Source organism: Acinetobacter sp. YH01019 (assembly GCF_013420285.1).
Classification (GTDB): Bacteria; Pseudomonadota; Gammaproteobacteria; order Pseudomonadales; family Moraxellaceae; genus Acinetobacter; species Acinetobacter gandensis.
This window is the reverse complement of the sequence record NZ_VOYM01000076.1, coordinates 1-14106: the sequence shown is the minus strand read 5'-3', so window position 1 is coordinate 14106 and position 14106 is coordinate 1. Positions and strand designations below refer to the sequence as shown.

General features: G+C 39.4%; 14 protein-coding genes and 1 tRNA gene. 8 read left to right on the top strand and 7 right to left on the bottom strand.

Annotated features, from left to right (window positions below; translation table 11 throughout):
• Positions 1-157: 157 nt before the first annotated feature.
• Entirely contained in the window at positions 158-376 is a 219-nt protein-coding gene (locus FTT84_RS14580; protein WP_180081575.1) for a DUF1653 domain-containing protein, read from the bottom strand.
• 233 nt (positions 377-609) lie between these two features.
• Here FTT84_RS14580 and ahpF point away from each other — a divergent pair, with 233 nt between their 5' ends.
• From ahpF to FTT84_RS14565, 3 genes are all read left to right on the top strand, one after another.
• A complete protein-coding gene (ahpF, locus tag FTT84_RS14575; protein ID WP_180081577.1) occupies positions 610-2175 on the top strand; it encodes an alkyl hydroperoxide reductase subunit F in 1566 nt (521 codons plus the stop codon).
• A gap of 263 nt (positions 2176-2438) precedes the next feature.
• On the top strand, positions 2439-2690 hold the full coding sequence (locus FTT84_RS14570) for a hypothetical protein (RefSeq protein ID WP_067763325.1): 252 nt from the start codon (positions 2439-2441) through the stop codon (positions 2688-2690).
• A 192-nt stretch (positions 2691-2882) separates the two neighbouring features.
• On the top strand, positions 2883-3074 hold the full coding sequence (locus FTT84_RS14565) for a hypothetical protein (RefSeq protein ID WP_180081579.1): 192 nt from the start codon (positions 2883-2885) through the stop codon (positions 3072-3074).
• A 107-nt stretch (positions 3075-3181) separates the two neighbouring features.
• Here FTT84_RS14565 and FTT84_RS14560 read toward each other — a convergent pair whose 3' ends face one another.
• Positions 3182-3826 carry a LysE family transporter gene (locus tag FTT84_RS14560; protein ID WP_180081581.1) on the bottom strand — a complete coding sequence of 215 codons (645 nt, stop codon included), beginning with the start codon at positions 3824-3826 and terminating at the stop codon, positions 3182-3184.
• Positions 3827-3972: 146 nt separating this feature from the next.
• Complete coding sequence (locus tag FTT84_RS14555; RefSeq protein ID WP_180081583.1) at positions 3973-4545, bottom strand: FxsA family protein; 573 nt, start codon at positions 4543-4545, stop codon at positions 3973-3975.
• 132 nt (positions 4546-4677) lie between these two features.
• Here FTT84_RS14555 and ruvC point away from each other — a divergent pair, with 132 nt between their 5' ends.
• Positions 4678-5223 carry a crossover junction endodeoxyribonuclease RuvC gene (ruvC, locus tag FTT84_RS14550; protein ID WP_067763317.1) on the top strand — a complete coding sequence of 182 codons (546 nt, stop codon included), beginning with the start codon at positions 4678-4680 and terminating at the stop codon, positions 5221-5223.
• Positions 5224-5283: 60 nt separating this feature from the next.
• On the opposite strand, the gene FTT84_RS14545 is transcribed toward ruvC, so the two are convergent.
• Both FTT84_RS14545 and FTT84_RS14540 read right to left on the bottom strand, forming a co-directional pair.
• Positions 5284-5559, bottom strand: coding sequence for an acylphosphatase (locus FTT84_RS14545; protein ID WP_067763315.1), 276 nt, complete (start codon positions 5557-5559; stop codon positions 5284-5286).
• 1 nt (position 5560) lies between these two features.
• Positions 5561-7048 (bottom strand): NAD(P)H-hydrate dehydratase, encoded by a 1488-nt coding sequence (locus FTT84_RS14540; RefSeq protein ID WP_180081585.1) that lies wholly within the window; start codon positions 7046-7048, stop codon positions 5561-5563.
• 20 nt (positions 7049-7068) lie between these two features.
• On the opposite strand from FTT84_RS14540, the gene queG reads away from it, so the two are divergent.
• Positions 7069-8163, top strand: a complete 1095-nt coding sequence (gene queG, locus FTT84_RS14535) for a tRNA epoxyqueuosine(34) reductase QueG (protein WP_180081587.1) — start codon at positions 7069-7071, stop codon at positions 8161-8163.
• A gap of 277 nt (positions 8164-8440) precedes the next feature.
• Positions 8441-9433: a biotin synthase BioB gene (bioB, locus tag FTT84_RS14530; RefSeq protein WP_180081589.1), complete on the top strand. Its 993-nt coding sequence runs from the start codon at positions 8441-8443 to the stop codon at positions 9431-9433.
• Between the two features lie 61 nt (positions 9434-9494).
• Here the strand turns inward: bioB and FTT84_RS14525 are convergent, their stop codons facing one another.
• Both FTT84_RS14525 and FTT84_RS14520 read right to left on the bottom strand, forming a co-directional pair.
• On the bottom strand, positions 9495-9719 hold the full coding sequence (locus FTT84_RS14525) for a hypothetical protein (protein WP_067763309.1): 225 nt from the start codon (positions 9717-9719) through the stop codon (positions 9495-9497).
• A gap of 499 nt (positions 9720-10218) precedes the next feature.
• Positions 10219-12423, bottom strand: a complete 2205-nt coding sequence (locus FTT84_RS14520) for an OsmC domain/YcaO domain-containing protein (RefSeq protein WP_180081592.1) — start codon at positions 12421-12423, stop codon at positions 10219-10221.
• Between the two features lie 407 nt (positions 12424-12830).
• Here FTT84_RS14520 and FTT84_RS14515 point away from each other — a divergent pair.
• Together FTT84_RS14515 and FTT84_RS14510 are read left to right on the top strand one after the other, a co-directional pair.
• Positions 12831-12907, top strand: a tRNA-Ile gene (locus tag FTT84_RS14515).
• A gap of 194 nt (positions 12908-13101) precedes the next feature.
• A complete protein-coding gene (locus tag FTT84_RS14510) occupies positions 13102-14058 on the top strand; it encodes an integrase arm-type DNA-binding domain-containing protein (protein ID WP_180081594.1) in 957 nt (318 codons plus the stop codon).
• Positions 14059-14106: the final 48 nt, after the last annotated feature.

Here is a 14106-nt window from a genome sequence, read left to right as displayed (position 1 = left end):
CATGAGAAAGCCCATATAAATGGGTAATGTACAAGTTGCTGTAGAAGCATGTTTAATTCGTCTGATCACAGATACTTTATAAAGTATTTTAATACTTTTTTGAATCCGTCAATGCGTAAGTCCTATACTCATAAATTCCAAAAAAGCTAGCTTGGTTTTAATGTGTATCTTGAATCAGCTTAAAACGAGGAATCACTTCACCTTCTATCTCAACTGTTTCAGTAAACATGCTTAATGGTCGCACCCACATTGAATAATCACCATATAAACACTGATAAACCACTAATTTTTCTTCTGTTTCACTATGTGTCGCCACATGAAACACCTGATATAGTTTGCCTTTATAGTGTTGATAAATACCGCGTTGTAATTCCATCGTTCAACTCTCAAATGCAGAATCCCAATCTTAACTGAAAAAGACCAATCACACTTTAAACCACTTGAAAATTCATGCTAAGCACCCATATATAAGCTTGAAATTAATCATGAATTTTTCAATACATTTGCAAAACCGATCAAATTTATAAAAACAAACTGTTTTATCTATTTATCGATTTAGCTTAGTATCTACTTATCGAATGAATTCTTACTCCTTTGGAGACGTTAGCAATGTTAGATCAAAATACTTCAGCTCAATTAAAAACACTACTTGAACGTTTGGAAGGCCCGATTGAATTAGTGGCAACTCTGGATGGCTCTGACAAATCAGCCAAAATCAAAGAACTGGTTGAGGAAATCGCTCAGCTTTCTGATTTAGTCACTGCCCGTTTTGATGGTACCAACAAACGTGCACCAAGCTTTGGTGTGGCAAAAGCCGGTGAACAGCCTCGTGTATTCTTCGCAGGTCTACCGATGGGCCATGAGTTTACGTCGCTGATTCTGGCATTGCTGCAAACTTCAGGCTATGCACCCAAAGTTTCTGCGGAAGTTCTGGAATCGATTAAAGGCTTAGGGATCAAATCTGACTTTGACGTATTCGTATCATTAAGCTGTCATAACTGTCCGGATGTGGTGCAGGCATTGAACCTGATTGCTATCTATAACCCGGGTACAACAGCAACCATGATTGATGGGGCTTTCTTCCAGGACGAAGTGGAAGAACGCAAAATCATGGCTGTACCCATGGTATTCCAAGACGGTGAGCACATTGGTCAAGGCCGTATGACTTTAGAAGAAATCATTGCCAAACTGGATACCAATGCGGCAGCCAAAGATGCGGAAAAACTCAATGCCAAAGATGCATTTGATGTGTTGGTGATTGGTGGTGGACCTGCTGGTAATACTGCAGCGATCTATGCAGCACGTAAAGGCATTAAAACTGGGATCGTGGCTGAACGCATGGGCGGTCAGGTGATGGATACCATGGACATCGAAAACTTTACCTCAATCCAGAAAACACAAGGCCCTAAGTTTGCTGCTGAAATGGAAGCACATGTACGTGAGTACGGTGTGGATATCATGAACTTGCAACGTGTATCGAACATTAAAGGTGCTGATGAAACTGCCAACGGTTTAGTTGAAGTGACTTTAGAAAACGGTGCAAAACTTGAATCTAAAACAGTGATTCTTTCTACCGGTGCACGCTGGAGAGAAATGAATGTTCCAGGTGAACAAGAATACCGTACTCGTGGGGTCGCTTACTGCCCACACTGTGATGGTCCATTGTTCAAAGGTAAACGTGTTGCCGTGATTGGCGGTGGTAACTCGGGCGTAGAAGCTGCAATTGACCTTGCTGGTATTGTTGAGCATGTGACTTTGGTTGAGTTTGATACCAAACTTCGTGCTGACCAAGTGCTTCAAGACAAATTAAATAGCTTGCCAAACACCACTGTGATCATGAATGCACTATCAACAGAAGTGGTGGGTGATGGTTCACAAGTCACTGCTTTGAAATACAAAGACCGTGCAACTGATGAAATCAAAACTGTTGAATTGGCTGGGATCTTCGTACAAATCGGTTTGTTACCAAACACTGACTTCTTAAAAGAAACAGCAGTAGAACTTTCAAACCGCGGAGAGATTGTAATTAACGATCGCAACGAAACCAATGTGAAAGGTGTATTTGCTGCGGGTGACTGTACAACAGTACCTTACAAACAAATCATCATTGCGACAGGTGAAGGCGCGAAAGCATCACTTTCAGCATTCGATTACATTATTCGTTCAGGACAATAAGTTGATTTGAATAATAAAAAAGCCAGTCTTCGGACTGGTTTTTTTTATGACTGAAAATTCATCTATTGTTTCATTTATTAATTAAATGAAAATCATAAACTTATCAATATAGCTCTTTTCGCTTACACAATAATGAGCAAATCAAACCGTTTAAAACTTGTACAGATCACTCTTTACACATTATGATAAAAAAATCATCACGGATCGATGATTGACAATAACAACAAGAATGTTGGTCAAATTAGACTGAATGGAGAAAGGCAATGCACTATCAATATCACTGTGCTTGTTGCAACAAGGTATTAGCTTCAAGCGACAAAGAATGTTCTGAATGTGGCTCACATAATATTCGTAGCCCTTATGGCTTTTGGATATTCTGTATTTTGAGCTGTCTCGCTGTGGCCATACTATTTAAAAGTGTACAAGTCTATTTACAACAGCATGATGCCGAAGCACCGACAACGCAGCTGAATATTTTTGAAGTGCTACAACATGACGACAAAGTAAATCGTTAATGAATTTATGTTTAAAACTTTAAATAATTAAATTTAGATATTTCATCTACAAAACAAAAAAGCCTGACATTTAGTAGGCTTTTTTTATATATACATCTACCAATCCCCTTTACCAATGACTTAGATATGATGAATGCTTATCTTTATCTCTAAAATTATTTAAAATAGTCAAATCGTCATGAGGTTTTAAATATGGTTCAGTTGATTAAAAAAGGTGGTTTACGTGAACGTGCTAATCGTAGCCGCTCATACAAGGGTTCAGAGAATACTGAAACCACATTAAAGCCTAATCGCTACCGTGATCAAAATGGGACAAATGAATCTACTCAACTACAATCATGTGAACAACCATTAGCAACAAAACCCGATTTGGCACAAAAGTAATTCTTCAATTCGTTAATTTCATCGAAAATAGCGAATTGAAAATAAAAAAGCCAAGCGAGTTCACTTGGCTTAAAAACGTTTAATTCTAAAAAAACCACTCTATTTGCTTAATGACCAAACATGCTCATTGCGTCATACCACAACCAAATAGCAAAAACTAAAAATAAAGCACCTGAGATAACATCGATATAGCTACCTGAACGTTGGTAGAGTGCTTTGATTTTAGGCAAAGACATAATCATCATAAACAAACTAAACACCAAAAATGTTTGAATGGGAATAATGACAGCCAATTGCGCTTTTAAATTACCAGCCGCTGATGAACTAAGTGCCAGTGAAAAAACACTACTAAAATAAATTAAAGTTTTCGGATTGGCTAGATTGGTAAACAATCCCAATAAAAAGTAGTTTTCTTTTTTTTGCTGATTTAATCCCTGACCATCATCCAAATTGGCTTCTTTATTAAGACTTTTTAGGCCGCCACTGAGCATTGCCCAACCCATTTTAGCCAAGAAAAAACCACCCACAAGCATTAAAACTTGCTGAATCCATGGAAATTGTTCAATCAGTACAGTAAAGCCTAATAAGGTCAATACCACCCAAACAACAATACCAACAGAAATACCTGCAATAATTTTTAAGGTATTTGCACGTGTGGTCGATGCAGCACTTTTAGCAATTAATAGAACATCAGGACCAGGACTCAACTGCGCAACAAAGTGTAATGCGCAGATGGTAAGTAACATAGACATGAAAATATGACTGAGGAATTGAAAACTTGAATAGTATATCGTCTGTTCAAAAAAAGTGTCGGAAATGTCTTGTGATGTTTTCTAAAGCTAAATAGCGCGCATAAAAAAGCCGAATCAAAGTTCGGCTTTTTATTTAACTGAGTTCGTTATTTTTTATTCACATCTTTTAGTTCAATCTGTTTCGCATCAGATGTTACTTCACGTGCTTCACCATCAATCACTGAAGAATCACGGCCAGATTGTTGATTTTGCATATCCTGCATTTGACGCATCATGTCTGCAAATGGGTTTTGACCTTGAGCTCCACCCATACCTCCCATATCGCCCATCATGCCACCCATCATTTTTTCCATCATCGCTTGCTGGCGTTTCATCATTGTTTTCATCATGAAAGCTTTCATTGCATTTTGTACAGGTGGAATAAGGATTAACAGCGCCATAATATCTGAGATTAAACCAGGCAATAACAGCAAGAAACCTGCAAAAATTTTAGGTAAATTGCCCGTTAATGCTGGATCAGCACCCATTTGACCTGCTTGCATCTGCTGCATTTGTGGCATCAGACCGGATGAATATTTACGAATAATATTCATACCGATAAAGAAGGCAGCCACGAACCAGAAAAAGACATACCACATACTGCCGACGAGGTCGCCCACACCGATCCAAACAAACACTTCCAGGATCAAGCCTGCTAAAATCAGAAGAAATAATTTCATGAAAATTAAACAAATCTCAGTAAATTAATTTAAGGTGTTGCAATCAACTGCTCAATCACTATCAAGCTTTTTTGACACGCTTATGTAACAATATGGGCATTATTTTATTTTTAAAGGGCGAAAAGGGCAAACATGTCATTAATTATCGGTATTGACCCAGGGTCGCGCTTAACTGGTTATGGAATCATCGAACAAGATGGCTCAAAACTGCGTTTTGTTGATGCTGGCACAATTCGTACCGAAACCACTGAAATGCCCGAACGCCTCAAGCGAATCTTTGCTGGTATTGATCGCATTGTAAAATTTCACGGCCCAACGCAAGCTGCTGTTGAGCAAGTGTTTATGGCACAAAACCCAGACTCTGCATTAAAACTGGGTCAAGCACGTGGCGCAGCCATTGCGGCATTAACCAATTTAGATTTACAAGTGGCAGAATATACTGCTCGTCAAATTAAACAATCTGTTGTCGGTTATGGTGCTGCCGATAAAGAACAAGTGCAAATGATGGTGATGCGCCTACTCGACCTCAGTATCAAACCGCAACAAGATGCCGCCGATGCTTTAGCAGCAGCCATTTGCCATGCACACGCATCAGGTAGTATGAGTAAAATGGCTGTATTAAATGCGCTTGGCGGTATGGCGCGTGGACGTAGTCGAGTAAGTAGCCGTCGTCGTTAATACACATATAGGTAAACGTGTATCTAATAGACTATAAGATAATTTAAAAAAACTATCTTATTAACGAATCATTTTAAAGTCTGAATAATCCAATTCATGCATTGGGATGACGTGCTGATCAATTTTAGTGACATTGGCACGTAATGGTCCGACCAAACTATGTTTAATTATTTTGTGAATAGCCTCTTCAGTACCAATCACCAGCGCTTCAACTTCCCCTGTCGTTAAATTTTTTACATAGCCATTTAGCTCAAGCTTAATAGCCTGCTGTTCAAACCAACGGCGATAACCTACACCTTGCACTTTACCTTGAATCAACAATTTAACCGCATGCATTTTAATCTGTGTCCTTTGAGTAGTTGACTACATGATAAACGGCTTGTGCCATATCATGCGCTTGTAGACCACGCATACCCGACTGGGCCAAGTAATCACCAGCTAAAGCATGCAGCGTTACGATTTCATGCAGATGAATTTGATCATGAAATTGTGCTTTTAAACTCGCGACCATACCTGCAAGCACGTCTCCCATCCCCCCCGTTCCCATACCCGCATTGCCTACAGTACAAATCCAAAGCTGATCTTCAAGAATTAAACTCCCTGCACCTTTTAATACCCACTGCCCGCGGTATTTTTCTTGTAATTGCAGAATTGCATGAATACGATCTGCTTCGACTTCAGCCGTGGAAATCCCCAATAATTTGGCAGCTTCACCCGGATGCGGTGTTGCATAAGTCTGCCCCTTTAAAGGTTCCGGCGCTTCGGCTAAAAACCACAAGGCATCAGCATCCAATGCCACTTCTAATTGCGATTGTTGTATCATGGCAAACCATGCTTGAAACTGTTGTTTCGCCCAAGCATCACGCCCCAACCCCATACCAAAACTAATTGCATCAACATGCTCAATCAATTCTTTAATGTCTGCCGCATTCAACACATTAATATCCCGAAGCATAATATTTGGCGCACGCGATAAAATTGCCGTGTGATGACGTGCATCACAAACTACGGTCACTTTCCCTGCACCGGCATGAAAAGCTGCCTCGGCGGCCATAATGACCGCACCACCCATTTGTGCATGACCACCGACCACCAAGACATGACCATAACTGCCTTTATGACCAAAGGCTTGACGCTCTGGCAATTGCACCTGTTGTGGTGATAAATAAGCGAGTGGCGTGAGTGCAGCATCTGTCGGAATACAGTCCATAACACTGATTTTTCCCGCATATTCTTTGCCTTGGCCTGTAAAGAGTCCCGCTTTTAAGCCCAAGGCAGTAAAAGTGTAATCCGCTTGAAAGGCTACAGGCAAAGGCTGACCTGAATTGGATTGCAAGCCACTCGGAATATCAATCGCAACTTTTAAGCCTGTATATGCATTTAAACGATGAATGATTTCTTGCCAATGCTGATCAAGTGCGCGGTTTAAGCCAATTCCAAATAAAGCATCAATATAAGCTGCATATTCAGTCTGAAAATTAAAATGCGGATAGATGTTTATATTTGCATCTAATGCTTCTTGTGCCGCTCGATGTAAGTCCTTAGATGCCCCCATTTCCGCAGCATAGATATCAACCTGAAAGCCTGCCTGCTGTAAATATTTTGAGGTGAGATAGCCATCACCTGCATTGTTGCCCTGCCCACAACAAACGGCTATACGTTGCACGTTATTTGCCATAAAAATTGGAATGAGTCGCTGGGCAATAGACCATGCCACCTGCTGCATAAGGCCATAACTGCTGTTATGCTGCGTAAACCAGCGTTGCTCCCAAGCTTGAATACTTTGGCTATGATAAACAGGGCTATGGTAAACTTGGGGACGCATTGTTTTTCCTTGTTATGATTATGGCCGCTTCAACTCCTGCACAAAAAATTCCTGTCGATCAATATGATCCAGAAACGCTGAAAGCATGGATTAAAGCTCAAGCCTTAGAATTGGGTTTTTCTGATTGTGTCATTGCCAAGCCTGATGCTCAAGAGGAACTCCCGCGTTTTAAAGAATATTTAAAGCGTGGCTACCATGGCGATATGAAGTTCTTAGAGGAAAATCTGGAAAAGCGTGCCAATCCCACACTATTGGTTCCGGGTACGCGTAGCATTATCTGTGTGCGCATGGATTATTTAGTAGAAACCCCTAAACCACGTTATGTTCCTGATGAGCCTAATGCTGCCATTATTGCCCGCTATGCGCGTGGTCGTGATTACCACAAAGTCATGCGTGGACGCTTAAAAACTCTCTCCAATATTATTCGTGAAAAAATTGGTGATTTTGAATCACGTCCATTTGCCGATTCTGCCCCTGTATTTGAAAAATCCCTCGCTGAAAATGCAGGTATGGGCTGGACTGGCAAACATACGCTGCTCATCCATAAAAAATCGGGCTCTTTCTTTGTATTAGGTGAATTATTTACTTCTCTCGATTTACCTTTTGACACACCTGCAAGCAAACATTGTGGTTCATGTGCGGCGTGTATTGATATTTGCCCGACCCAAGCCATTGTTGAACCATATATGCTTGATGCCCGCAAATGTATTGCCTATCTCACGATTGAATATAAAGGCATCATTCCAGAAGAATTACGCCGCGGAATTGGCAACCGTGTGTTTGGCTGTGATGACTGTCAGCTGATTTGTCCATGGAATAGCTTTGCCCATAAAACCAAAATTGAAGACTTCTACCCACGTCACGGACTGGATCAGGTCAGTTTGCTTGATCTATGGCAATGGGATGAAGCGACTTTTTTAAGTTGCACTGAAGGCAGTCCAATTCGTCGTACAGGCTATCAAAGCTTTATGCGCAATATTGCAATTGGCTTAGGTAATGCACCCTACAGTTCAAATATTGTACAATCGCTAAAAAATACACGTGAGAAACATGATGCGATTGTGCAAGTTCATATTGATTGGGCGTTAACTGAACAAAACTCAAAAATGGTTTAGCTTATTTCAATCTATATTTCCTAGATCCTTGCAAAGTTTATTGTGTGCTAAATAATTAGCAACGAGATCCATGCAATTCACGCTTTAATTCAAAAATAAACTTTGCGATGATTGTGTTGGTATTTAACACAATTATGTAAGCATCTAAAATAATTCAAACTTCTTTTAAAATGCTAATTTCGTTTTTTCTATCTATGTATTAGTTTACAAAACAGTCTTGGAAGTCTGCAAATTTTGCGTATGATGATCTGCATTAGGCAGAAAATATGGATCATTTATGAGCTACCGAAATGACTGGAGACATCCAGAAATACAAGAGTTGTACCAACAACCACTGATGGATTTATTATTCCAAGCACAAAGCATTCACCGTGAACATTTCCAGGCCAATCATATTCAAGTAAGCACCCTGCTTTCCATTAAAACAGGTAAATGCCCAGAAGATTGTAAATATTGCTCGCAATCCGCGCATTATGACTCGGGTTTAGAAGCTGAAAAACGCATGGCGGTGGAAAAAGTCATTAATGAAGCAAAAGCAGCGCTTGCTTCCGGTTCTTCACGCTTTTGCATGGGGGCTGCATGGCGCAATCCACACGAACGCGATATGCCTTATGTATTAGAAATGGTTCGTGAAGTCAAAGCACTCGGACTTGAAACCTGTATGACACTTGGCATGCTCAATCAATCACAAGCAGAGCGCCTACATAAAGCTGGACTAGATTACTATAACCATAACTTGGATACATCTCGCGAATACTATCCAAATGTCATTAGCACCCGTAGCTATGATGATCGTTTGGCTACTCTCGATTATGTACGTCAATCTGGCATGAAAATTTGTAGTGGCGGGATTGTCGGTTTGGGCGAAAATCGTGATGACCGGATTGCCTTTTTGATGGAACTGGCGACACTTCCAATTCATCCTGAATCCGTACCGATTAATTTACTCGTGCCCATTCAAGGGACGCCTCTTGCCGATGTGGAAAAACTCGATGTCATTGAATGGATCCGTACCATTGCAGTGGCTCGCATTATTATGCCTAAAAGCTATATTCGCCTTTCCGCAGGGCGTGAATCCTTAAGTGATTCAGAACAAGCTTTGGCATTTATGGCAGGTGCCAATTCACTTTTCTCAGGTGAAAAACTTCTGACCACACCAAATGCTGGCGAAGGTAAAGATCAAATCTTGTTTGCCAAACTTGGCTTAGTGGCTGAGAAACCTAAACCTAATGCTGCACAGCTTTCCACAAATGCAATGGAAATGGCTTAAAAAATAAAAGCCCCAATATTGGGGCTTCTTAATCTAGGGATAAATGAATTAAGAAGGCGAATTATTTAGCAAAATTATGTGCTGTAATTAATATACCGTAACTGGCATTTAGAAAGTCACCTTCTCGGATAATGTCTTGTCCATTCGCGTGTTCAACAAGCAACTGCTTAGAAACAGCGTCATAATGAAAGGATTCAAAGCAATCTTGATGCTGTAACAACCATGTAATGGTATCTGCCATATTCGCATCTACCGTGTAACGCTCTGCCTGAAAGTCTTTACTCATATCGCCTAAATCATATGTCTACTGACCTGTATATTTTAAAGACATATCAATAATCAGGCATTAAAAAAGTGAGCATCGGCTCACTTTTTTTCGATTGAAACGAACGACTACTTCGTTACACCGCATTTACGACATTCCTTGTGCAAACCAATTTCTTCCATTTGCTCGTATTCATAAATATGCATGCAAAATAGTTTTCTGAATAAATGAAGCATGTTCTTAAAACTCCCGTTTAATTTAATGATGTGCTTCTCATATTTCATCCTGAAATATGGCGGTCATGCCGAAACATGCCACATCTAATTTATTAGCATATTTTTCCAATGAGTCAAATATTTTTACTAAAATTAGAGATAGATTCAGATAATCGGCTGGCAAACTAAACACCTCACTCTTTGATACTCTTATATTTTTCTATTTGATATGCGAAAACAAAGAAAAAAAACTCCCCTATTCAGGAGAGTTTTTCATTATTGAAAATTAATAAGTTAATGTTTACTTATACATTTTGACTTGCAAATTTTGCACGTGCTGCATGTAGCTTCTTATAACTATCAATCAGACGTAAATGACGATCTAAACCTTCTAGTTGCATATTGGTTTCAGTTAAGCCATAGAAACAAATACTGCCATCCATAGATCCAATCACTGCATCCATACGCTTGTCACCAAACATACGACGGAAATTATGCTCATAGTCATTAAGATCTAAGTCATCATCCAATTCAACTTCGAGCACGACATTCATACATTGATAGAACAAACCACGTTCGACCGTATTGGTATTGTATTGAAGGAACGTTTCAACCAATTCTTTCGCTTCTTCAAATTCTTGCAAGGCAATATAAATAAGTAGTTTTAGCTCAAGAACGGTTAATTGCCCCCAGACGGTGTTGTCATCAAATTCAATACCAATTAAGGTCACAATGTCGGTATAGTCATCTACTTCAAGCTCTTCTAGACGCTCAACTAGAGCAGCCAATTCATCTTCATCAAGACGATGGATATTCAAAATATCTTCACGGAAATCTAGCGCTTTATTGGTATTGTCCCAAACCAAGTCTTCAACCAAATACACTTCAGAATAACCTGGCACCAAAATACGACATGCAGTTGCACCTAGGTGTTGATAAACAGCCATATAGGCTTCTTTACCCATCTCTTCCAAAATAGCAAACATCGCTGCTGCTTCTTCTGCATTGGCATTTTCACCTTCTGCAGTGAAATCCCACTCTACAAAATCATAGTCTGATTGTGCGCTAAAGAATTTCCAAGACACCAAACCACTTGAGTCAATAAAGTGTTCTACAAAGTTATTTGGCTCAGTGACTGCATTTGAGCTAAAAGTTGGTTTTGGTAGATCGTTTAGACCTTCAAAACTGCGACCTTGTAATAGCTCAGTTAAACTACGCTCTAAAGCCACTTCAAGTTTTGGATGTGCACCAAATGAAGCAAATACACCACCTGTACGTGGGTTCATTAAAGTCACACACATCACTGGATATTGCCCACCCAGTGAAGCATCTTTAACTAAAACAGGGAAACCTTGTTCTTCAAGCCCTTTAATGCCCGCAACAATACTTGGATATTTCGCCAAGACTTCTTCAGGCACATCCGGTAACGCTAATTCACCTTCTAATATTTCACGTTTGACCGCACGCTCAAAGATTTCCGATAAACATTGCACTTGAGCTTCAGCCAAGGTATTGCCTGCGCTCATCCCATTTGAAAGGTATAAGTTTTCAATCAAGTTTGATGGGAAATAAACTGTTTCACCATCAGACTGACGTACAAATGGCAAAGAACAAATACCACGCGCAGTATTCCCTGAATTGGTGTCATATAGATGAGTTCCTAATAACTCATCTTCAGGGTTATAAATTTCACGTGTGTAGTCATCGAGAATTTCAACAGGTAACTCACCTTCTGGCCCCGGTTGGAACCATTTTTCATCTGGATAATGTACAAATTCTGCATTGGCAATCTCTTCACCCCAGAACTGATCGTTATAGAAGAAGTTACAGTTCAGACGTTCAATGAACTCACCCAAAGCAGATGCCAAAGCGCTTTCTTTGGTTGAACCTTTGCCATTGGTAAAACACATTGGAGATTGTGCATCGCGAATATGCAAAGACCATACATTCGGCACAATATTACGCCAAGATGCGATTTCAATCTTCATGCCCAAACCAGCCAAAATACCTGACATATTGGCAATGGTTTCTTCTAACGGCAGATCTTTACCCGGAATAAAAGTGGTACTTTCTGAAGTAAGGCTTGGCATCAGCAATGCTTGTGCATCTGCATCAATGCTTTCCACTTCTTCAATAACAAATTCAGGTCCGGTTTGAATAACTTTTTTCACCGTACAACGGTCTATTGAACGCAAAATACCTTGACGATCTTTTTCAGAAATATCTGCTGGAAGTTCAACTTGGATTTTAAAAATTTGTTTGTAGCGATTTTCAGGATCGACAATATTGTTTTGTGAAAGTCGAATATTGTCAGTTGGGATATCGCGCGCTGCGCAATAAACTTTAACGAAATATGCTGCACACAAAGCAGAAGATGCTAAAAAATAATCAAATGGTCCGGGAGCTGAACCATCCCCTTTATAGCGAATAGGTTGATCGGCAATTACCGTGAAGTCGTCAAATTTAGCTTCTTGTCGAAGGTTATCGAGATAATTAACCTTAATTTCCATGTGGGCACCTAAATATTCTTATGTGTCCGTGCAACACATAAAAATGCAAAAACATAAGCCGAATTACCAAGGAAATTGACTTAAAAATGTGAAGCCAGTACAAATCAAACGTTTATACATACTGTACTGGCAAGAATGGGCATTATTATAAGGTTATTTTGCAGGATTGATAACTTTTCTCTGTTGTTCAGGTTTGGCTTTAGGCTCTGCTGAAAAAATAGATATGCCATATTTAATCGATCTCATTTTTCGAAAAAAATAGATCAATGTTTTCCCGTATTAAAACAGCTTTCATTGAATTGTTGTGTTAGTGTGCAAGCGTGAAGAAAAAGGCTTGTCTTTTAAAAAAATCTTCGCTAGTATGCTTTTCGTCTGAACTTGTTGAAATATAACACTTTCAGAATATAGGGCCTATAGCTCAGTTGGTTAGAGCAGCGGACTCATAATCCGTTGGTCCACAGTTCAAGTCTGTGTGGGCCCACCAGTTTTTTGTAATCATATGCACAGTTTTGTAATGATTTAATATATAAACCCATGAATTATAATGATTCATGGGTTTTTTATTTCTGCTTTTTGCACAACTATGTTTGGCTATGCACAGCTTTATTTGGCCCTCTTGTGTATCCAATCTTGTATCCGATACTCTTTCTGCATTACTCGGATACAAGAGATTCTGCTATGAAAAGAACGGCTTTAGATAACATCAAACAAATCAAAGATACCCATCTTCTTAATCTTGAACCTGAGGATAAGGAGTATCGTATTTCATGTGATGCTGGGCTTTATTTTCGTGTATCACCAAAAGGGAAAAAAACTTGGCAAGTCCGTTTCAAGGATGAGGTTGGGAAGTGGAAGTGGCATAGTATTGGAAGTTATCCGCAGTTATCGCTTGTAGCAGCTAAACTTGAAGCTTCAACTATTTTTCTCAAGTTACAGCAAAATGAAAAAGTATTAACAAAAAAAGAAATTGAATTGCAAAAGATTGAGGAACAACAACTTAATTTAAAAAGCTTGATGTATGACTGGCTTGATACTAAGAAAACAACTTGGGCTGCAATAACAATAAAGAAAGAAACTCAATCAATTGAAAAACGTATCTTATCTGTTTTTGGTGAATTGGATTTCACCAAAATTTCACCTCAACAATGGCTGACATTTTTTCAGGATATGCTTAGAAGTGAAAGTATTTACAATCGTGTAGAGAAACTAGTTTCACATTGTCGCAATGCCTATGATCTTGCAAAGTTTCATGGACAAATAGAGTCGAACCCTTTGGATGGAATTTTGAAGTATCTTGATAAAGGTAGTAAAGGGAATATGAAGCATGTCAGTCTTCAGGAACTGCCCGAGTTGGTGCAGTCTATTCGAAGCTATAGAAATTCGCATACAGCAATTGCTTTAGAGTTACTAGTTATTCTTTTCCCGCGACCACAAGAATTGCGCTATGCAAAATGGCAAGATTTTGACTTTGAGAAAAAAATCTGGATAAAGCCTGCCGAAACAATGAAATGTGGTATTACCCATGTTGTACCTTTACCAAAACAGGCAATAGAACTGTTTGAACCGTACCGGGTTTGTCGGAGAGTCAATATTCTGAGAGACTATCCCGATGACAAAATTAAAATATGCCCCTGAAATCAGAGAAAGAGCGGTTCAATTATTGATTGAATCTGAAAAAGATTA

What these genes read in the sequence shown, in the direction of transcription:
- FTT84_RS14580 (WP_180081575.1), bottom strand. Translation starts at nt 376, where the DNA reads ATGGAATTACAACGCGGTATTTATCAACACTATAAAGGCAAACTATAT.
- ahpF (WP_180081577.1), top strand. Translation starts at nt 610, where the DNA reads ATGTTAGATCAAAATACTTCAGCTCAATTAAAAACACTACTTGAACGT.
- FTT84_RS14570 (WP_067763325.1), top strand. Translation starts at nt 2,439, where the DNA reads ATGCACTATCAATATCACTGTGCTTGTTGCAACAAGGTATTAGCTTCA.
- FTT84_RS14565 (WP_180081579.1), top strand. Translation starts at nt 2,883, where the DNA reads ATGGTTCAGTTGATTAAAAAAGGTGGTTTACGTGAACGTGCTAATCGT.
- FTT84_RS14560 (WP_180081581.1), bottom strand. Translation starts at nt 3,826, where the DNA reads ATGTCTATGTTACTTACCATCTGCGCATTACACTTTGTTGCGCAGTTG.
- FTT84_RS14555 (WP_180081583.1), bottom strand. Translation starts at nt 4,545, where the DNA reads ATGAAATTATTTCTTCTGATTTTAGCAGGCTTGATCCTGGAAGTGTTT.
- ruvC (WP_067763317.1), top strand. Translation starts at nt 4,678, where the DNA reads ATGTCATTAATTATCGGTATTGACCCAGGGTCGCGCTTAACTGGTTAT.
- FTT84_RS14545 (WP_067763315.1), bottom strand. Translation starts at nt 5,559, where the DNA reads ATGCATGCGGTTAAATTGTTGATTCAAGGTAAAGTGCAAGGTGTAGGT.
- FTT84_RS14540 (WP_180081585.1), bottom strand. Translation starts at nt 7,048, where the DNA reads ATGCGTCCCCAAGTTTACCATAGCCCTGTTTATCATAGCCAAAGTATT.
- queG (WP_180081587.1), top strand. Translation starts at nt 7,069, where the DNA reads ATGGCCGCTTCAACTCCTGCACAAAAAATTCCTGTCGATCAATATGAT.
- bioB (WP_180081589.1), top strand. Translation starts at nt 8,441, where the DNA reads ATGAGCTACCGAAATGACTGGAGACATCCAGAAATACAAGAGTTGTAC.
- FTT84_RS14525 (WP_067763309.1), bottom strand. Translation starts at nt 9,719, where the DNA reads ATGAGTAAAGACTTTCAGGCAGAGCGTTACACGGTAGATGCGAATATG.
- FTT84_RS14520 (WP_180081592.1), bottom strand. Translation starts at nt 12,423, where the DNA reads ATGGAAATTAAGGTTAATTATCTCGATAACCTTCGACAAGAAGCTAAA.
- FTT84_RS14510 (WP_180081594.1), top strand. Translation starts at nt 13,102, where the DNA reads ATGAAAAGAACGGCTTTAGATAACATCAAACAAATCAAAGATACCCAT.